This is a genomic window from Pseudomonas sp. R3-57 (assembly GCF_051132065.1).
GTDB lineage: Bacteria > Pseudomonadota > Gammaproteobacteria > Pseudomonadales > Pseudomonadaceae > Aquipseudomonas.
Map to the genome: position 1 here is coordinate 5,960,894 of NZ_CP071655.1, position 22,012 is coordinate 5,982,905.

Annotated in this window: 4 protein-coding genes; 1 reads left to right on the plus strand and 3 read right to left on the minus strand. The window is 61.5% G+C overall.

The genetic code is table 11. The features are described 5' to 3' along the window. Positions 1-117: 117 nt before the first annotated feature. Genes J3P93_RS26775 through J3P93_RS26785 form a run of 3 tightly spaced genes read right to left on the minus strand, consistent with a single transcriptional unit; the run spans position 118 to position 5,017 of the window. On the minus strand, positions 118-1,485 hold the full coding sequence (locus tag J3P93_RS26775) for an HlyD family type I secretion periplasmic adaptor subunit (protein WP_203420236.1): 1,368 nt from the start codon (positions 1,483-1,485) through the stop codon (positions 118-120). Then, positions 1,475-3,631, minus strand: coding sequence for a type I secretion system permease/ATPase (locus J3P93_RS26780; RefSeq protein WP_434593717.1), 2,157 nt, complete (start codon positions 3,629-3,631; stop codon positions 1,475-1,477). Before J3P93_RS26780 ends, J3P93_RS26775 begins: the two co-directional genes overlap by 11 nt. 33 nt (positions 3,632-3,664) lie before the next feature. Continuing rightward, the gene (locus J3P93_RS26785) at positions 3,665-5,017 is read right to left on the minus strand and encodes a TolC family outer membrane protein (protein WP_434593720.1); all 1,353 of its coding nucleotides are present in this window, start codon (positions 5,015-5,017) and stop codon (positions 3,665-3,667) included. Positions 5,018-5,376: 359 nt separating this feature from the next. On the opposite strand from J3P93_RS26785, the gene J3P93_RS26790 reads away from it, so the two are divergent. After that, positions 5,377-21,912: a LapA family giant adhesin gene (locus J3P93_RS26790; protein WP_434593723.1), complete on the plus strand. Its 16,536-nt coding sequence runs from the start codon at positions 5,377-5,379 to the stop codon at positions 21,910-21,912. Positions 21,913-22,012: the final 100 nt, after the last annotated feature.

A 22,012-nucleotide genomic window follows, 5' to 3' on the forward strand; every position in this document is an offset into this window, starting at 1 on the left:
GCGCTGGCCTCATCGCGAGCAGGCTCACTCCTACAGTTGATTGCGTTTCTTCAGATGGAATGCGATCACTGTAGGAGTGAGCCTGCTCGCGATGAGGCCAGAAAGGCCAATAAAGATTTAGCGCTCGTGCAACGCCTCGGCCCGCGCGCGAATGATCGGTTTGAGCAGGTAGCTCAACACCGACTTCTTGCCCGTGATGATATCCACCGAAGCGACCATCCCCGGAATGATCAGCAGCGGCTTTTCATCGGTGCCCAGATGGCTGCGTTCGGTGCGCACCTTGATCATGTAATAAGTGGTTTTCTTGTCTTCATCGGTGATGGTGTCGGCGCCGATCTGCTCGAGCTGGGCCTTGAGCCCGCCATAAATGGTGTAGTCGTAGGCAGTGAATTTGACGATCGCTTCCTGTCCCGGATGCAGGAACGCGATGTCCTGCGGGCGAATCTTCGCTTCGACCAGCAGGGTGTCGTCCAGCGGCACGATTTCGACCATGTCGCTGCCCGGCTGGATGACGCCGCCGATGGTGTTGACCAGCAGCTTGTTGACGATGCCGCGCACTGGCGAAGTAACCAGCGTACGGCTGACCCGATCTTCCAGCGCTTTGCCGGTGGCCTGGGCCTTGTTCAGATCGGTGCGTGCTTCGTTGAGCTGGGTCAGCGCTTCGCTGCGGAATTTGCCGCGAGTCTCGTCGATCTTGCGTTGCACTTCCTTGATCGCCGATTCGGCACGCGGAATGGCCAGGGTGGTCGCGTCGAGCTGGCCGCGGGTTTCGACTTCCGCGCGCTTGAGCCGCAGCACTTCCACTGGCGACACCGCGCCCTGCGCCACCAACGGCTCGGACATATTGATTTCCTGACGTTGCAGGCCCAGTTGCTGGCGATACTGCGCCTGCTTGGAGGTGAACTCGCGCAGCTCTTGCTGGCGCTGGATCAACTGCTCCTGCAAGCCGCCGATTTCGTCGTGCAGTTGCTGGCGGCGGCTGATGTACAGCGATTCTTCACTTTTGGCCTGACCCGGCACAGCCTTGAGCACGTCCTCGGGGAAATTCAGCGGACGGTCGTCGACTTCCGCGCTCAAGCGCTCGACACGCAGCAGCATCGACAGGCGATCAGCCTCGGTTTCGCCAACGTTGGAGGCAAAACGCGTGTCGTCGAGACGAATCAGCGGCGCGCCGGCCTCGACGATCTGACCTTCCTTGACGAACAGTTCGGCGACGATGCCGCCTTCGAGGTTCTGGATTTTCTGGATCTTCGACGACGGAATTGCCTTGCCGTCGCCCTTGGTCACTTCGTCGATCACGGCAAAGTTGGCCCAGAGCATGAGGAACACGAAGAAGCCGATGATCGCCCAGATGGTCAGACGCACGACGCGCGGAGCGTCTTCGATCAGCGCCTTGTTGACCTCCGGCAGCGGCTGGCCCTGCAGCGAAGCAGAACCCTTGAAGTAGCGACGGATCGACTCCTTGACACCGGACTTAAGCAACACTGATCTGCCCCTTCTTCAACGCTTCCATCACCGCGGCTTTCGGGCCGTCGGCGAGAATCTGCCCGCGATCGACCACCAGCAGGCGATCGACCAGCGACAACAGCGAAGCCCGGTGCGTCACCAGCACCACGGTTTTGTTTTCGATCACCGCCGCGAGGCGTTGCTTGAGGCGTTCTTCGCCGGTGTTGTCCATGGCGCTGGTCGGCTCGTCCATCAGCAGAATCGGCGGATTGAGCAGCAGCGCCCGCGCCAGGGCAACGTTCTGCCGCTGGCCGCCGGAGAGGTTCTGCCCACGCTCACCGACTTGCAGTTCATAACCTTGCGGATGCAGGCGAGCGAATTCGTGAACGCCGGCCAGTTCGGCGGCTTGCAGGACCAGTTCGTCTTCGACATAACGCGCACCGGACACCAGGTTGTCGCGCAACGTGCCGGCCAGCAGCTGGATGTCCTGCGGGACGTAGCCGATGTTGTAGCGCAGTTCGCTGACGTCGATCTGGCGGATGTCCACGCCATCGACCAGCAGCGCGCCGTCGTCCGGTTGATAAAGGCCAACCAGCAGTTTCGCCAGCGAACTCTTGCCCGAGCCGCTGCGGCCGATGATGCCGATCTTCTCGCCGGGACGGATCACCAGGTTGATGTTTTTCAGCGCCGGGTTCTGTTGTTCCGGGTAGGTGAAACTCAGTTGGCGGCACTCGATGGCACCTTGCAGCACCTTGCGGCTCAGCGGGCGTTCTTCGAAATTGCGCTCTTGCGGCAGCTCCATCATCTGGTCGACCGACGTCATGGTCACCCGCGCCTGCTGGTAGCGCGTGAGCAGACCGGACAGCGAGGCCAGCGGGCTGAGTGCGCGACCGCTGAGCATGTAGCAGGCGATCAGCCCGCCCATGCTCAGGTTGCCGGCGATGATCTGGTAGACGCCGAAGACGATCATGATCACCCCGGCCAGTTGCTGGATCAGCAGGGTGATGTTCATCGCCAGACCAGAAAGCATTTTCACTCGCAGTTCGAGGCGGCTGAGGGTACCGATGGTCTGCTCCCACTGGTACTGGCGCTCGCTTTCGGCGTTGTTGACCTTGACCGCGTCGAGGCCGGCGAGGGTTTCGATCAGGCTCGACTGGCGCTCGGCACCGAGGGCCATGGTGCGCTCCATGGTCGCGACCAATGGCTTCTGCAACGCGTAGCCAATCAGCAAGGCGATCGGGAAGGCCAGCACCGGGATCCACACCAGATGCCCGCCGAGAATGGCGATCACGATGAAGATCAGAATGGTAAACGGCAGATCAATCAGGCTGGTCAGGGTCAGCGAGGCGAGGAAGTCGCGCAGGCTCTGAAATTCATGGATGTTCTGCGCAAAGCTGCCGACCCGCGCCGGGCGGTACTTCATCGCCATGCCGACGATGCGTTCGAACAGCGTCGCCGAGATGATCAGGTCGGTTTTCTTCCCGGCCAGGTCCAGGCACAGACTGCGCAGGCTTTTCAGGATCAGATCGAAGATGTACGCGCCGGTAATGCCCAGCGCCAGCACCCACAGGGTCGCTTCGGCCTGGTTCGGCACCACGCGGTCATACACGTTCATCACGAACAGCGGCGCGGCCATGGCGATGATATTGATCAGGAAACTCGCGGCGATCGCATCGGCGTAAAGCCAGCGCGAGCGTTTGAGGGTGTCGCGAAACCACGAGCGCGCACGCGGAATCAGCGTCCCGTGGTTGACGTCGAATTTGTGTTGCGGCTGAGCGAAGAAGACTTTGCCGATGTAGTCGTCAGCGAGCAGTTCGCGGCTGACGGTCGACTCGCCGCCATCGCTTTCGCTGAGCAGCACCCGCGCATCGCTGTCGCCCTGCCAGCCGAGCAGCACGGCACTGCGGCCATCCTTGAGCAGCAGCAAGGCTGGCATGGCGATCGCCGGGATTTCTTCCAGTTTGCGCTGCAGCACCCGCCCTTGCAGGCCGGCGCGAGCTGCTGCACGCGGCAGCAGCTCGACACTCAGGCGTTGTTTGGGCAGCGGCAGGCCGGTGGTCAGCATCGCGGCGCTGGCCGGCTTCTGGTGCAGCATGCAAAGGGCGAGCAGACCGTCCAATAACGGATCGTCATGCAACGCGCGTGGATCATGGCTGAGTTGAACTCGACTGACTTCTGATTCCACGCTCGACACTCTTTGACAGTTGAAAGGGATAACTCAATTCATCCCAGGCAGCTGGACCTTGGGTTTCACATCGTTCTGCACAACCGATGCCAACGGCGCAACCACGCCCTGACTTCTGAGCAATTCGCCCATGGTCGCCTTGATTCGGTACTGAGTAAATAACTGAATGTTCTTGATTTCCGCCAGACGCCGCGACGCGGTGAACAGTTCGTTTTCGCTATCGAGCAGATCCAGCAGGGTACGTTCGCCGAGGCTGAACTGGCGCTGGTAGGCGGTGCGCACCGAGGTGCTGTGATCGACGTATTGCTGGGCGATCGGCACCTGCGCATTGGCGTTGTTGAGGGCGTTCCAGGCCAGGCCAAGCTCTTCGTTCAACTGGCGCAGAGCGTTGTTGCGGATGTCCAGCGCCTGGTTGGCCAGGTACGACTTGGATTCCAGATCAGCCTTGTTGCTGCCACCGGAATACAGGTTGAAACGCATGCGCAGCATCGCCTGCCATTCGTTGTTGTGACCGTTCTGACCATCGAGGTCGTTGTCGGCGGTGCGGCCCAGCTCGGCATCGAAACGTGGGTAGAAGGTCGACTTGGCGGTGGCGTACTGCTTCTCGGCAGCGGCAATATCCGACTCGGCCGAACGCAGGATCGGGCTGTTTTCCAGCATCTGCGCGCGGGCCTCGTTGAGGTTGGCCGGCATCATCGCCATGAACGGCGCCGGGCGCTCCAGTTGATCGGGCATCTGGCCGACGGCGCTGAGGAAATTGGTTTCCGAGTCGGCGAGGTTGGTCTGCTCGGTGATCAGGTTGTTGCGGGCCTGGGCCATCCGCGCTTCGGCCTGATCAAGGTCGGCGCCGCTGCCCACGCCGCGCTGGGTGCGCAACTGGATCTGGTCGTAGATGCGCTGGTGGCTCTTGAGGTTTTCCTCGGCCAGACGCACAAATTCACGGCGGGTCAGCACATCCAGATAGACCTGAGCGACGGTCAGCGCGGTGCGCTCGGACGTGCCGAGCAATGAGTAGGCACGGGAGCTGACGTTGGCTTGTTGACGCGCAACCTCATTGGAGGTCGCAAAACCGTCAAAAACCATTTGCGAGAGACGTAAACTTGACTCGCTGCGATTCAACGTCTCCCAGTGGTTGCCGCCGCCGTTGGCGCGAGTGGTCACGCTGTCGGTGCCTTCACGGCCATAACCGCCCAGCAAATCGACCTTGGGCAGGTATCCGCCCTTCGCCGCTTTCAACTGATAATCCGCCGCCAAACGACTGTTGACCCCCGCCTGAATCTCCGGATGGACATCCAGTGCCTGTTGCATGGCTTCTGGTAAGGATTGTGCTTGTACGAATGAAGCGGCGAGAGCGAAGGGCGCGACGAGGAGCAAAAGCGAACGCATGGTTGGAATTTCCCAGAACTTCTTGTCTTGAATCACAGCAAAAACGTGGCGCTGCGTCGGATGATGGCAACCCGAAAGACCGTATGTCGGAAAGTTCAAAAGAGGAACTGGATGACAGGCTGAAGGACAGGTCGCCGCGGAAATATCAATGTGACATTAGTGGGGCGATTGTTTAGGATGGCACCCATAAGGTCAATAGTTTGGCATAAAGTTAATCGCGAAAATTTATAGCCAAATAATTGACGAAATACAGCGTCAACAAGTTATCCATTTTCTAGAAACACGTCCAGACTGAAGTGGCGCCGACGCCCGTCAGGTCCATGGAAGTCAACTGAACGCGACACCCCGGAGAGTCTTCAATGAGCAGTGTTGTTGCCATCGTCAAAAGCATTGTCGGTCAGGTTTTCGTGGTGTCCCCAGAGGGCGTGCGACGCGTACTCGTTGAAGGCGATCGCCTGTACGTCGGCGATCAGATCGATACCGGGCTGTCCGGCGCCGTGTCGCTGGAACTGGCCGATGGCCGTACCCTCGATCTGGGTCGCGATACGCAGTGGAGCGCCAGCGCGCCCGACTCCAGCACCGACCTGGCTGAAGCCACCGCGCAGGCTGCGCCTTCTGTTGAAGAACTGCAGCAAGCCATCGCCGCCGGCGTCGACCCGACCACCGCGCTTGAATCCACCGCAGCTGGCCCAAGCGCCGCGGGTACCGGTGGTGCAGCCGGTGGCGGCCACAGTTTCGTCATGCTCGACGCGACCGCTGGCCGTGTCGACCCGACCATTGGTTTCCCGACTGCCGGGATCAACTCCGCCGGGCAAGTCACCCAGGACACCACCGGTGGCCTGACCACCGATACCACCACCAATGCTTTGCGCGCCTCGACCCTGAGCCTGAGCGCCACGCCGACCATTACCGAAGCCGGCGGCGTGCTGGTGTACACCGCGACCCTGACCCAGGCGCCGCTGACCGACCTGACCATCACCCTGTCCAACGGCTCGGTGATCATCATTCCGGCCGGCTCCACCACCGGCACTGTCAACGTACCGCTGGCGCCGAACGACACGGTGTACAACGACCCGACGCAAATCGACGTGACCGTCACCGGTACCACCGGCGGCAACGGCATCACCGTGACCTCGCCGACCACTCCGGCGACTACCCAGGTCACCGATACCGTCGACACCACCACCGTCACCCTGACGACCGCCCCGACCGTTACTGAAGGCGGCCAGATCACCTACACCGCGACGCTGACCAATCCGGCGCAGACGCCGGTGACCGTCACTCTGTCGAACGGTTCGACCATTACCATCGGCGCCGGCCAGACCACTGGCAGCGTCAACGTGCCGACGCCGGCAAACGACGTCTATAACAATGGCAGCACCGTCAGCACCACCATCACGGGCGCTACCGGCGGCAACTTTGAGAATCTGGTGCCGAATCCGACGCCAGCAGTCACGACCATCACCGACTCGGTCGATGACACCGGCCTGACCCTGACTGCGACCAACAACATCGTTGAAGGCGGCCAGATCACCTATACCGCGACGCTGACCAATGCGGCGCAAACCCCGGTCACCGTCACTCTGTCGAACGGCTCGACCATTACCATCGGCGCCGGCCAGACCACTGGCAGCGTCAACGTGCCGACGCCGGCAAACGACGTCTATAACAATGGCAGCACCGTAAGCACCACCATCACCGGCGCAACCGGCGGCAACTTTGAGAATCTGGTGCCGAATCCGACGCCAGCAGTCACGACCATCACCGACTCGGTCGATGACACCGGCCTGACCCTGACTGCGACCAATAACATTGTCGAAGGCGGCCAGATCACCTATACCGCGACGCTGACCAACCCGGCGCAAACCCCGGTCACCGTCACTCTGTCGAACGGCTCGACCATCACAATCGGTGCCGGCCAGACCACCGGCAGCGTCAACGTGCCAACTGCGCCGAATGACGTTTACAACAACGGCGGCACCGTCAGCACCACCATCACCGGCGCTACCGGCGGCAACTTCGAAAATCTGGTGCCGAACACCACACCAGCGGTGACCACCATCACCGACTCGGTCGATAACACCGGCCTGACCCTGACCGCGACCAATAACATTGTCGAAGGCGGCCAGATCACTTACACCGCGACCCTGACCAACCCGGCGCAGACGCCGGTGACCGTCACCCTGTCCAACGGCTCGACCATTACCATTGCTGCCGGCGAAACCGTCGGTACCGTCAACGTGCCGACTGCGGCCAATGACGTGTACAACAATGGCAGCACTGTCAGCACCACCATCACCGGCGCTACCGGCGGCAATTTTGAAAACCTGGTGCCGAGCACCGCGCCAGCAGTTACGACCATCACCGACTCGGTCGATGACACCGGCCTGAGCCTCAGCGCCACCGGCTCCGTGGCCGAAGGCGGCCAGATTACTTACACCGCCACGTTAACCAATCCGGCGGGCACACCCGTCACCGTGACGTTGAGCAACGGCTCGGTGATCACCATCGACGCCGGCAAAACCACCGGCACCGTTACCGTTCCAGCCCCTGCCGATGACGTCTACAAAGACGCCGGTCAGGTCGAAGTCAGCATCAAGGACGCCACCGGCGGCAACTTCGAAAACCTGGTTCCAAACACTACGCCAGTAGTGACCGAAATCACCGACACCGTCGACACTTCGACGGTGAAGCTGACCGCAGACACCTCGGTTACCGAAGGCGGCAGCGTCACTTACACCGCCACCGTCGGCGCGCCCGTCACCGGCTCGCCTGTTGTCGTGACCTTGGCCAACGGTCAGAACATCACCATCGCCGTCGGCCAGACCACGGGTTCCGTCACCTCCACCGCACCGAACGATGCCCTGACTGGCAACGCTCCGCTGACGAACTCGATCACCAACGTGACCGGCGGCAACTACGAAAACCTCGTGGCCGATAAAACCCCGGTCAGCACCACCGTCACCGACGTTGCCGACACCACCAATCTGTCGCTGAGTGCGACAGGATCCGTGGCCGAAGGTGGCCAGATCACTTACACCGCGACCTTGACCAACGCCGCTGGCTCACCAGTGACCGTGACCTTGTCGAACGGCGCCGTGATCACCATCAAGACTGGCGAAACCACCGGCACCGCGACCGTTGCTGCACCTGCCGATGACGTCTACAAAGACGCCGGCTCCGTGCAGGCGACGATCACCAGCGCCACCGGTGGCAACTTCGAAAACCTGGTACCAAGCACTGCTCCAGCCGTGACGACAGTCACCGACACCATCGATACCTCGACAGTCAAATTGACCGCCGATACTTCTGTCGCCGAAGGCGGCACCGTCACTTACACCGCGACTGTTGGCGCGCCAGTTACCGGCTCGCCAGTCGTGGTAACACTGGCCAACGGCCAGAACATCACCATCGCCGTCGGCCAGACCACCGGCAGCGTTACCACCCCCGTATCGAATGACGTCCAGATCGGTCACGCACCGTTGACCAACTCGATCAGCAACGTCAGCGGCGGCAACTACGAAAATCTGGTTGCCGACAAGACCCCGGTCAGCACCAGCGTGACCGACACCGTCGACACCACCACCGTTGCGCTGACCGCCACCGGCAACGTCAACGAAGGCGGGCAGATCGTCTACACCGCGACGCTGAGCAACCCGGCCGGCACGCCAGTCACCGTGACCCTGAGCAACGGTTCGACGATCACCATCGACGCCGGCAAGACCACCGGCACCGTGACCGTTCCGGCGCCTGCCGATGACGTCTACAAAGACGCCGGCAAAGTCGAAGTGACCATCAAGGACACTGCGGGCGGCAACTTCGAAAACCTCGTCGCCAACCCGACGCCGGCGGTAACCAATGTCGCCGACACCGTCAACACCACGCACCTGACCCTCAGCGCCGAAAGCTACGTGCTCGAAGGCACCTCGATCACCTACACCGCGACCCTGACCAACGCCGCGCAGACGCCGGTGACCGTCAACCTGAGCAACGGCCAGACCATCACCATCGAGGCTGGCAAGACCAGTGGCTCGGTGACCATCGCCGCGCCGAGCGATGACGTCTACAAAGATGTCAGCAAGCTCACCGTGACCATGACCGACGCCAGCGGCGGCAATTTCGAGAAACTCGACGTCAGCAAGACCCCGGTCAGCACCACGGTCAACGACACCGTCGACAAGACCAGCCTGACCCTGACCGCCAGCGACACCGTCAGCGAAGGTGGCCAGATCACCTACACCGCGACCCTGAGCAACCCGGCCGGCACCGCCATGACGGTAACCCTGGCCAACGGCGCGGTGATCAACATCGCTGCCGGTGCCACCAGCGGTTCGGTGAACTTCCCTGCCCCGGCCAACACGCCATATGTGGATGGCGGCAAGGTGCAGACGGCGATCTCCAGCCACACCGGCGGCAACTTCGAAAAGGTCGATGCCGATCGCTCTGCGGTCGTGACCAAAGTCACCGACAGCGTCGACACCACCGATATCAGCCTGAGCGCCACCGGCACCGTTGCCGAGGGCGGTTCGATCGTCTACACCGCGACCCTGACCAATCCGGCCGGCACGGCAATGACCGTGACCCTGAGCAACGGTGCGGTGATCAATATCGCCAAAGGCGCGACCAGCGGCACTGCGACCGTCGCCGCACCGGGCGATGACGTGTACAAGGACGCCGGCAAGGTCGATGCGAGCATCACCAAGACCAGCGGCGGCAATTTTGAAAACCTGGTGGTCGACAAGACCCCGGCGGTGACTAACGTCACCGACACCATCGACAACAGCACTGTTTCGCTGACCGCCAGCGCCAGCACCGTCGAAGGCGGCGTGGTGGTGTACACCGCTTCCGTGACCGCACCAGTCACCGGTTCGCCGGTGGTCGTGACCTTGTCCAATGGCCAGATCATCACCATCCCGGTCGGCGCCAGCAACGCCAGCGTCAACTTCACCGCACCGAACGATGCTCTGGCCGGTGGCAACACGCTGAGCGTAAAAATCGACGGTACCAGCGGCGGCAATTACGAAAACCTCGTCGCCGACAAGACTCCCGCAGTGACCGCGGTGACTGACGTTGCCGACACCACCAACCTGTCGTTGTCCGCGACCGGCTCCGTCGCCGAAGGCGGTTCGATTGTCTACACCGCGACCCTGAGCAATCCCGCCGGTACGCCGGTCACCGTGACCTTGTCGAACGGCGCGGTGATCACTATCGAAGCCGGCAAGTCCACCGGCACCGTGACTGTTCCAGCCCCAACCGATGATGTCTATAAAGACGCCGGCAAAATCGAAGTCACGATCAAGGACGCCACGGGCGGCAACTTTGAAAACCTGGTGCCGAGCAGCACGCCGGCGGTCACCGATGTCACTGACACCGTCGACACCACCGCGGTCAAACTGACCGCCACCGAGACCGCTGCCGAAGGTGGCACTGTCACCTACACCGCCACGGTCGGCGCGCCGGTCACCGGTTCGCCGGTTGTCGTCAATCTGGCCAACGGTCAGAACATCACCATCGAAGTCGGCAAGACCAGCGGCACTGTGACCATCACCGCACCGAACGATGCGTTGACCGGCCACGCGCCGATCACTAACGCGATCACCAACGTCAGCGGCGGCAACTACGAAAACCTCGTGGCCGACAAAACGCCGGTCAGCACCACCGTGACTGACACCACCGACACCACCAACCTGACGCTCAGCGCCACCGGTTCGGTGAACGAAGGCGGGCAGATCACCTACACCGCGACCCTGAGCAACGCCGCCGGTTCGCCAGTCACCGTGACCCTGTCGAACGGCGCCACGATCACCATCGATGCCGGTAAAACCACCGGCACCGTGACCGTCGATGCACCGAAGGACGACGTCTACAAAGACGCCGGCAGCGTTGAAGCGACCATCAAAGGCACCACCGGTGGCGGCTTCGAAAACCTCGTCACTAGCACCGTTCCGGCGGTGACCAACGTCAACGACACCATCGACACCTCCACCGTATCGCTGAGCGCTACGGCGAACGTCGCCGAAGGCGAAACCGTGGTCTACACCGCGACCGTGGGCGCGCCAGTCACGGGCTCGCCGGTGGTCGTCAGCCTGTCCAACGGCCAGACCATTACCATCGCCGTCGGCGAAACCAGCGGCAGCGTCAACTATGTCGCGCCGAACAGTCCGCTGGCGGGCGGCAGTTCGCTGAGCGTGACCATCGATGGCGCCACGGGCGGCAACTACGAAAAACTGGTGGCCGACAGCAAGTCCGCGGACACCACGGTGTCGGACACCACCGACACCACCAATTTGAATCTGACTGCCAGTGATTCGGTAGCCGAAGGTGGCCAGATCACCTACACCGCAACGCTGACCAACCCGGCCGGCACACCGGTGACCGTGACCCTGTCGAACGGCGCCGTAATCACCATCAAGGCTGGCGAAACCACTGGCACCGCAACCGTGGCGGCGCCATCCGATGACGTCTACAAAGATGCCGGCAAAGTCGAAGTCAGCATCAAGGATGCAACCGGCGGCAACTTCGAGAACCTGGTGCCAAGCACCGTTCCGGCGGTGACCAACGTCACGGATACCGTAGACACAACCACCGTCAAACTGACTGCCACCGAGTCGGCCGCCGAAGGTGGCAATGTCACCTATACCGCTACTGTTGGCGCGCCGGTAACCGGTTCTCCGGTTGTGGTGACATTGGCCAACGGGCAGACCATTACCATCGGTGTTGGCCAGACTACCGGCACCGCGATCACCGCTGCACCGAACGATGTGTTGACTGGTCATGCGCCGATCACTAACTCGATCACCAACGTGAGCGGCGGTAACTTCGAGAATCTGGTTGCAGACAAAACACCGGTATCGACTGCCGTCATCGACGTTGCCGACACCACCAACCTGTCGCTGTCCGCGACCGGCACCGTGGCCGAAGGTGGTCAGATTACCTATACCGCAACACTGACCAACGCCGCTGGCTCGCCAGTCACCGTGACCTTGTCCAACGGCGCCGTGATCACCATCAAGGCTGGCGAAACCACCGGCACCGCGTCCGTCGCTGCGCCATCCGATGACGTCTACAAAGACGCCGGCTCCGTGCAGGCGACGATCACCAGCGCCACCGGTGGCAATTTCGAAAACCTGGTGCCGAGCACGACTCCGGCTATCACCAGCGTTACCGACACCATCGATACGACCACGGTGAAACTGACTGCCACCGAGTCGGCTGCGGAAGGTGGCAATGTCACCTACACCGCTACTGTTGGCGCTCCGGTAACCGGTTCTCCGGTTGTGGTGACGTTGGCCAACGGTCAAACCATCACCATCGGCGTCGGCCAGACCTCTGGTACCGCGACCACCACCGCACCGAACGATGTGTTGACCGGTCATGCGCCGATCACTAACTCGATTACCAACGTGACTGGCGGCAACTTCGAAAACCTCGTTGCCGACAAGACGCCGGTTTCGACCAACGTTACGGACACCGTCGACACCACCAACCTTTCGCTCAGTGCCACCAATTCGGTCGCTGAGGGCGGTTCGATTGTTTACACCGCAACCCTGACCAACGCCGCTGGTTCGCCAGTCACCGTGACCTTGTCCAACGGTGCCGTGATCACCATCAAGGCTGGCGAAACCACCGGCACCGCAACCGTTGCTGCGCCATCGGATGACGTCTACAAAGACGCCGGCTCCGTGCAGGCGACGATCACCAGCGCCACCGGTGGCAATTTCGAAAACCTGGTGCCGAGCACGACTCCGGCAGTAACCAGCGTTACCGACACCATCGATACGACCACGGTGAAACTGACTGCCACCGAGTCGGCTGCGGAAGGTGGCAATGTCACCTACACCGCTACTGTTGGCGCTCCGGTAACCGGTTCTCCGGTTGTGGTGACGCTGGCCAACGGTCAGACCATCACCATCGGCGTCGGCCAGACCTCTGGTACCGCGACCACCACCGCACCGAACGATGTGTTGACCGGTCATGCGCCGATCACTAACTCGATTACCAACGTGACTGGCGGCAACTTCGAAAACCTCGCTGCCGATAAGACGCCGGTTTCGACCAACGTTACGGACACCGTCGACTCTACGAACCTGACGCTGAGTGCTACAGGTTCTGTGGCTGAAGGTGGTCAGATCACCTACACCGCAACACTGACCAACGCCGCTGGTTCGCCAGTGACCGTGACCTTGTCGAACGGTGCCGTGATCACCATCAAGGCTGGCGAAACCACCGGCACCGCGTCCGTCGCTGCGCCATCCGATGACGTCTACAAAGACGCCGGCTCTGTGCAAGCAACAATCAGCAGCGCCACCGGTGGCAACTTCGAAAACCTCGTTCCGAGCACCACGCCAGCGGTCACCAGCGTCACCGACACCATCGATACGACCACGGTGAAACTGACCGCGACTGGCACAGCTGCTGAAGGCGGCAACGTTGTCTACACCGCAACTGTCGGCGCACCAGTAACCGGCTCGCCAGTAGTGGTAACCCTGGCCAACGGTCAAACCATCACCATCGGCGTCGGCCAGACCTTTGGTACCGCGACCACCACCGCACCGAACGATGCGCTGGTCGGCAACGCGCCGATCACCAACTCGATCACCAACGTGACTGGCGGCAACTACGAAAACCTCGTGGCTGATAAAACCCCAGTCAGCACCACCGTCACCGATGTAGCCGACACTACAAATCTGTCGCTGAGTGCGACGGGCTCCGTGGCTGAAGGTGGCTCGATCGTTTACACCGCTACGCTGACCAACGCTGCCGGTTCGCCAGTGACCGTGACCCTGTCCAACGGCGCCGTAATCACCATCAAGGCTGGCGAAACCACCGGCACCGCAACCGTTCCGGCACCAGCCGACGATGTCTACAAAGACGCCGGTTCCGTGCAGGCGACGATCACTAGCGCTACCGGTGGCAACTTCGAGAACCTTGTTCCGAACACCACGCCCGCGGTCACCCAAGTTACCGACACCGTCGATACCTCGACCGTCAAACTGACGGCCGATACGTCGGTGGCTGAAGGCGGCACCGTCACTTACACCGCCACCGTCGGTGCGCCGGTTACCGGCTCGCCTGTCGTCGTGACCTTGGCCAACGGCCAGAACATCACTATTGCTGTCGGGCAGACTTCCGGTAACGCAATCTTCACCGCACCGAACGATGCGCTGACTGGCAATGCGCCGATCACCAACTCGATCACCAATGTGACTGGCGGCAATTTCGAAAACCTGGTGGCGGACAAAGCTCCTGTCAGCACCACCGTGACCGACACCGTCGACGCTACGAACCTGTCACTCAGCGCTACCAATTCGGTCGCTGAGGGCGGTTCGATTGTTTACACCGCGACATTGTCCAACGCCGCTGGCTCGCCAGTGACCGTGACTTTGTCGAACGGCGCGGTGATCACCATCAAGGCCGGCGAAACCACCGGCACCGCGACCGTTCCGGCACCATCCGATGACCTCTACAAAGACGCCGGCTCCGTGCAGGCGACGATCACCAGCGCCACCGGTGGCAACTTCGAAAATCTGGTGCCGAGCACGACTCCGGCAGTAACCAGCGTTACCGACACCATCGATACGACCACGGTGAAACTGACTGCCACCGAGTCGGCTGCGGAAGGTGGCAATGTTACCTACACCGCTACTGTTGGCGCTCCGGTAACCGGTTCTCCGGTTGTGGTGACGTTGGCCAACGGTCAGACCATCACCATCGGCGTCGGCCAGACCTCTGGTACCGCGACCACCACCGCACCGAACGATGTGTTGACCGGTCATGCGCCGATCACTAACTCGATCACCAACGTGAGCGGCGGTAACTTCGAGAACCTTGTTGCCGATAAAACAGCAGTCAGCACCACCGTTACGGACACCGTCGACACCACCAACCTTTCGCTCAGTGCCACCAATTCGGTCGCTGAGGGCGGTTCGATTGTTTACACCGCAACACTGACCAACGCCGCTGGTTCGCCAGTGACCGTGACCTTGTCGAACGGTGCCGTGATCACCATCAAGGCTGGCGAAACCACCGGCACCGCAACCGTTGCTGCGCCATCGGATGACGTCTACAAAGACGCCGGCTCCGTGCAGGCGACGATCAGCAGCGCCACCGGTGGCAATTTCGAGAACCTTGTTCCGAGCACCGCTCCAGCCGTGACGACAGTTACCGACACCATCGATACCTCGACCGTCAAACTGACGGCTGATACCTCGGTGGCTGAAGGCGGCACCGTGACGTACACCGCTACCGTTGGTGCGCCAGTGACTGGCTCGCCTGTGGTCGTGACTCTGGCCAACGGCCAGAACATCACCATCGCTGTTGGCCAGACCACTGGCTCCATCACCTACACCGCTCCGAACGACGCGCTGACCGGCAACACTCCGTTGAGCAACTCGATCACTGGCGTAAGCGGCGGCAACTTCGAGAATCTGGTTGCAGACAAAACACCGGTCAGCACCACCGTTACGGACACCGTCGACACTACAAACCTGACGCTGTCCGCAACCGGCACCGTGGCCGAAGGCGGTCAGATCACTTACACCGCAACCCTGACCAACGCCGCTGGCTCGCCAGTGACCGTGACCTTGTCGAACGGCGCCGTAATTACCATCAAGGCCGGCGAAACCACCGGCACCGCAACCGTTCCAGCACCGTCCGATGACGTCTACAAAGACGCCGGCAGCGTGCAGGCGACCATCACCAGTGCCACCGGTGGCAACTTCGAAAATCTGGTGCCGAGCACAACTCCGGCAGTGACCAGTGTTACCGACACCATCGACACCACCTCGGTCAAACTGACCGCGACCGCCACTGCGGCTGAAGGCGGCAACGTCGTCTACACCGCAACCGTCGGTGCGCCAGTGACTGGTTCGCCGGTTGTCGTTACCCTGGCCAACGGTCAAACCATCACCATCGGCATCGGCCAAACCACCGGCACAGCGACCACCACCGCACCGAACGATGTGTTGACCGGTCACGCACCGATCACCAACTCGATCACCAACGTGAGCGGTGGCAACTTCGAGAATCTCGTTGCTGACAAAACACCGGTCAGCACCACCGTTACGGACACCGTCGACACTACAAACCTGACGCTGTCCGCAACCGGCACCGTGGCCGAAGGCGGTCAGATCACTTACACCGCAACCCTGACCAACGCCGCTGGCTCGCCAGTGACCGTGACCTTGTCGAACGGCGCCGTGATCACCATCAAGGCCGGCGAAACCACCGGCACCGCAACCGTTCCAGCACCGTCCGATGACGTCTACAAAGACGCCGGCAGCGTGCAGGCGACCATCACCAGCGCCACCGGTGGCAACTTCGAAAATCTGGTGCCGAGCACAACTCCGGCAGTGACCAGTGTTACCGACACCATCGACACCACCTCGGTCAAACTGACCGCGACCGCCACTGCGGCTGAAGGCGGCAACGTCGTCTACACCGCAACCGTCGGTGCGCCAGTGACTGGTTCGCCGGTTGTCGTAACCTTGGCCAACGGTCAAACCATCACCATCGGTGTTGGCCAGACAACCGGAACCGCGACCACCATTGCGCCGAACGATGCGTTGACCGGCCATGCACCGATCACCAACTCGATCACCAATGTGAGCGGTGGCAACTTCGAGAATCTCGTTGCTGACAAAACACCGGTCAGCACCACCGTGACCGACACCGTCGACACTACAAACCTGACGCTGTCCGCGACCGGTTCTGTGGCCGAAGGTGGTCAGATTACGTACACCGCGACCCTGACCAACGCCGCTGGCTCGCCAGTGACCGTGACCTTGTCGAACGGCGCCGTGATCACCATCAAGGCCGGCGAAACCACCGGCACCGCAACCGTTCCAGCACCGTCCGATGACGTCTACAAAGACGCCGGCAGCGTGCAGGCGACCATCACCAGTGCCACCGGTGGCAACTTCGAAAATCTGGTGCCGAGCACAACTCCGGCAGTGACCAGTGTTACCGACACCATCGACACCACCTCGGTCAAACTGACCGCGACCGCCACTGCGGCTGAAGGCGGCAACGTCGTCTACACCGCAACCGTCGGTGCGCCAGTGACTGGTTCGCCGGTTGTCGTAACCCTGGCCAACGGTCAAACCATCACCATCGGCATCGGCCAAACCACCGGCACCGCGACCACCGCAGCGCCGAACGACGCGTTGACCGGTCACGCACCGATCACCAACTCAATCACCAACGTGACCGGTGGCAACTTCGAGAATCTGGTTGCAGACAAAACACCGGTCAGCACCACCGTTACGGACACCGTCGACACTACAAACCTGACGCTGTCCGCAACCGGCACCGTGGCCGAAGGCGGTCAGATCACTTACACCGCAACCCTGACCAACGCCGCTGGTTCGCCAGTGACGGTGACGCTGTCGAACGGCGCCGTGATCACTATCAAGGCTGGCGAAACTACCGGCACCGCAACCGTTCCGGCACCGTCCGATGACGTCTACAAAGACGCCGGCTCCGTGCAGGCGACGATCACCAGCGCCACCGGTGGCAACTTCGAAAATCTGGTGCCGAGCACAACTCCGGCAGTGACCAGTGTTACCGACACCATCGACACCACCTCGGTCAAACTGACCGCGACCGCCACTGCGGCTGAAGGCGGCAACGTCGTCTACACCGCAACCGTCGGTGCGCCAGTGACTGGTTCGCCGGTTGTCGTAACCTTGGCCAACGGTCAAACCATCACCATCGGTGTTGGCCAGACAACCGGAACCGCGACCACCATTGCGCCGAACGATGCGTTGACCGGCCATGCGCCGATCACCAACTCGATCACCAATGTGAGCGGTGGCAACTTCGAGAATCTGGTTGCCGACAAGACTCCGGTCTCAACCAGCGTCACCGACACCGTCGACACTACAAACCTGACGCTGTCTGCGACCGGTTCTGTGGCCGAGGGTGGTCAGATTACGTACACCGCAACCCTGACCAACGCCGCTGGCTCGCCAGTGACCGTGACTTTGTCGAACGGTGCCGTGATCACCATCAAGGCTGGCGAAACCATCGGCACCGCAACTGTTGCTGCGCCGTCCGATGACGTCTACAAAGATGCCGGCAGTGTGCAGGCAACTATCACCGGCACCAGCGGTGGCGGTTTCGAAAATCTCGTTACCAGCACCGCTCCAGCGGTCACCAGCGTCACCGACACCGTCGACACCACCACCGTCAGCATCAGCGGCAGCACCTCGGTGACCGAAGGCCAGACTGCCTCCTACACGGTCAGCCTGAACCACCCGGCGCAAACCGAAGTGACCCTGAAAATCGTCTACAGCGGCACCGCCGCCGACGGTTCGGATTTCACCGGCGTCTATACCGTGAAGATCCCGGCGGGCGCGAGCAGCGCGCAGTTCAACGTCGCCACTCTCGATGACAAGATCACCGAAGGCACCGAGAACTTCGTGGTCAAGATCGATTCGGCCACTGGCGGCAACTTCGAGAACCTTGCGGTCAGCGCCACCAACGGCAGTGTCAGCACTTCAATCATCGACAACGATGCGCCGCCGGTACTCGACCTGGATGCCAACAACTCCAGCGGCGCCACCGGTGCCGATTACAAAGTCACGTTCACCGAGAACACTCCGGGCGCGGGCGTGTCGATTGCCGACACCGATATCAAGATCACCGACCCGGACAGCACCCTGCTCACCGGCGCCACTGTAGTGCTGACCAACCGTCAGGACGGCGATGCGCTGAACCTGGGCAACAGCGTCAACGGCATCACCATCAATGCCAACAGCACCAACGGCACGGTAACCCTGACCCTGTCGGGTAACGCGACGCTGGCCGATTACATGCAGGTGATCAAAAACATCAGCTTCACTAACAGCAGTGAAGACCCGAGCACCGTGCCGCGGACCATCACCGTGACCGTGACTGATGGCAGCAACTACTCCAACACCGCGACCACCACGGTCAACGTGGTGGCGGTCAATGACGCACCGGTGGCGGCGCCGAGCAATGTCACCGGCAGCGAAGACACGCCGTTGGTACTCGGCTGGTCGACCTTCGGTGTCAGCGACGTTGATAGCCCGGCCAGCAGCCTCGGGATCAAGATCACCCAGCTGCCGGGCGAAGGCAAACTGCAGTATCTGGACGGTTCGACCTGGAAGGACGTGGCCAATAACCAGACCTTCACCAAGGCCGACATCGACGCGGGCAAGCTGCGCTTCATGCCGGATGCCAACGAGTCGGGTGTCAACGGTTACGGCGGCAGCGGCCTGGGCAACAACCAGGCGGATTACGTGCAAATCAAGTTCCAGCCAACCGACGGTCAACTGTTGGGCAACACCGGCACGGTAAAAATCGACATCACGCCAGTGGCAGACGCGCCGACTGTGAACGTGGCCGACAACAGCGTGAAGTCCACCGGGCTGATCAAGGAAGTCTGGACCGGTCTGTCCGGCCTGGGTACCAGCGGCAATGGCGCGGACTCGACCACGTTGAAAAACGTCATCGATGGCGCCGGCACGCCAAATTCCAGCGGCAGCGTGACCAACGTGCAGTCCGACGGCAGCGTAGCCGCCGGTACGGCATCGAAGACCTCGGGCCTGATCTACCTGGAAGCCGGCAAGACCTACACCTTCAGTGGTGTCGCCGATGACAGCTTGCTGATCACCATCGGCGGCAAGAGCGTGGCGTCGGGTACCTGGGGGGCGGGCGGGGCGATCAACGGTTCGTTCACCCCGACCACCAGCGGCTATTACACACTCGACATCTACCACCACAACCAGAGCGGCCCGGGCAGCTACGACGTCAACCTGTCGGTCAATGGCAGCACGCCGATCGACCTGAGCAATGCAGGCGTGCCGATCTACACCGGCGTGCAGGATCTGATCAACTCGGGCGTCACCGTCTCCGATCTGCACGGCACTAACGGCGAAGGCTATTACGACGGCTACAAGCTCAACACTGGCGCCGAAGGCACCACGGTGAAACTGTCGGCAATCAGCACCGCGCTGACCGATACTGACGGCTCGGAAACCCTGAGCGTGAAAATCAGCGGCGCACCGGTCGGTTCGGTACTCAGCGATGGTGCCGGGCATACCTTCACCGTTACCGCGAGCAATGGCGAAGCCAACGTCACTGGCTGGAATCTCGGCAGCCTGACCGTGACCCCGCCGACCTACTACAACGGCCAGTTCAACCTGACCGTGACCTCGACCTCCACTGAAATGGTCGGCGGTTCGGCGAGCAGCACCGCGACCATTCCGGTCACTGTGGTGCCTGCGGTGTACAACGCGGCGGTTGCGACAGCGGGCGACGACACGTTCAACGGCACCGACGGCAACGACATCATGGTCGCCGACATCGGCGGTCTGACCGTGGTGCCGGGCACCAACTACAACATCGCCTTCATGGTCGACAGCTCCGGCAGCATGAGCGCATCGTCGCTCAACGCGGCCAAGGACTCGCTGACCTCGGTGTTCAACACCCTCAAGCAAAGCCTGGGCGGCAGCAACTCAGGCACGGTGAACATCTTCCTGGTGGACTTCGATACTCAGGTCAACAAATCGGTGTCGGTCAACCTCAACGACCCGAACGCGTTGACCAAGCTCAAAGCCGTGCTCGACTCGATGGGCTCCGGTGGCGGCACCAACTACGAGGACGTGTTCAAGACCACGGCCAACTGGTTCCAGAGCGCTGACGCGGTGGCCAACACCGGGGCGAAGAACCTTACGTACTTCATCACCGACGGCCAGCCGACCTACTACCAGAGCGGCGAACAGACCAACCCGACGCTGTACGGCAGCGTCAGGCTCGACAGCGTTGTCAATACCAGCAACTACAAGCCGGGCGACAGCTTCAGCACGTACATCGACAACACTCATTACCTGAGCATCAACGGCGCTGGCACTGTGGTTTTGCAGACGTACAAAAACGGCAACTGGAACTGGAGCAACCTGGGCACTATCCACGCTCAGGGTGACGGCACCTACGAGCTGTCGAGTCTGAACGGCAGCGGCAACAGCACCGACTGGTACACCACCGACAATTCCACCAGCAGCTTCGCGTTGCTCAATGGCCTGTCGAACGTCGAAGCCATCGGTCTCAACAGCGGCGTCAGCCTTAACGATCTGAAGCCCTACGATTCGGATAAAACGCCGCAGACCAACATCGATCCGAAAGACCTCGCCAACTCGATCATCGGCCACACCGAAGCGACGATGCCGGGCAACGACACCGTCAACGGCGGCGACGGCAACGACATCCTGTTCGGCGATCTGGTCAGCTTCAACGGCATTGCCGGTGAGGGTTATCAGGCAATGCAGGCGTTCGTCGCCAAGGAAACCGGCGTCGACGTCAGCAAAGTCAGCACCAGCAACGTGCACCAGTACATCACCGAGCACTATCAGGCGTTCGATGTGTCCGGTGCGCATGACGGCAACGACACCCTGCTGGGCGGCGCGGGCAATGACATCCTTTTCGGCTCGGGCGGCAACGACCTGCTCGATGGCGGCAAAGGCAATGACATCCTGCTCGGCGGCAGCGGCAACGACACGCTGATCGGTGGCAAGGGCAACGACATCCTCATCGGTGGTTCCGGTGCCGATACCTTTGTCTGGAAGGCAGGCGACACCGGTAGTGACGTGATCAAGGACTTCAAGGCCGCCGACGGTGACCGCATCGACCTGCGCGACCTGCTGCAGGGCGAAACCGGCAGCACCATCGACAACTTCCTGAAGATCACCACGGTCGACGGCACGTCCTCGCTGCAAGTCAGCTCGGCGGGTAAATTCAACTCCGGCGATGCTGCAGCGGCAACACCGGACGTGACGATCAAACTGGAAGGCAACAACTGGTCGAGCGCCAGCCTGCACAACCTGATCGCCGGCAGCGACCCGACCATCAAGGTCGACCACAACAACAGCTGATGCATAAACAAAACGGCCGCCCTCAGGGGCGGCCGTTGCGTTGTGTCAGTCACCCCGGTGACGATTTCATCGTTGCACCGCATACTTGCGCACAGTTGGC

Coding starts and splice junctions, on each gene's coding strand:
- J3P93_RS26790 (WP_434593723.1), top strand. CDS start 5,377: ATGAGCAGTGTTGTTGCCATCGTCAAAAGCATTGTCGGTCAGGTTTTC.
- J3P93_RS26785 (WP_434593720.1), bottom strand. CDS start 5,017: ATGCGTTCGCTTTTGCTCCTCGTCGCGCCCTTCGCTCTCGCCGCTTCA.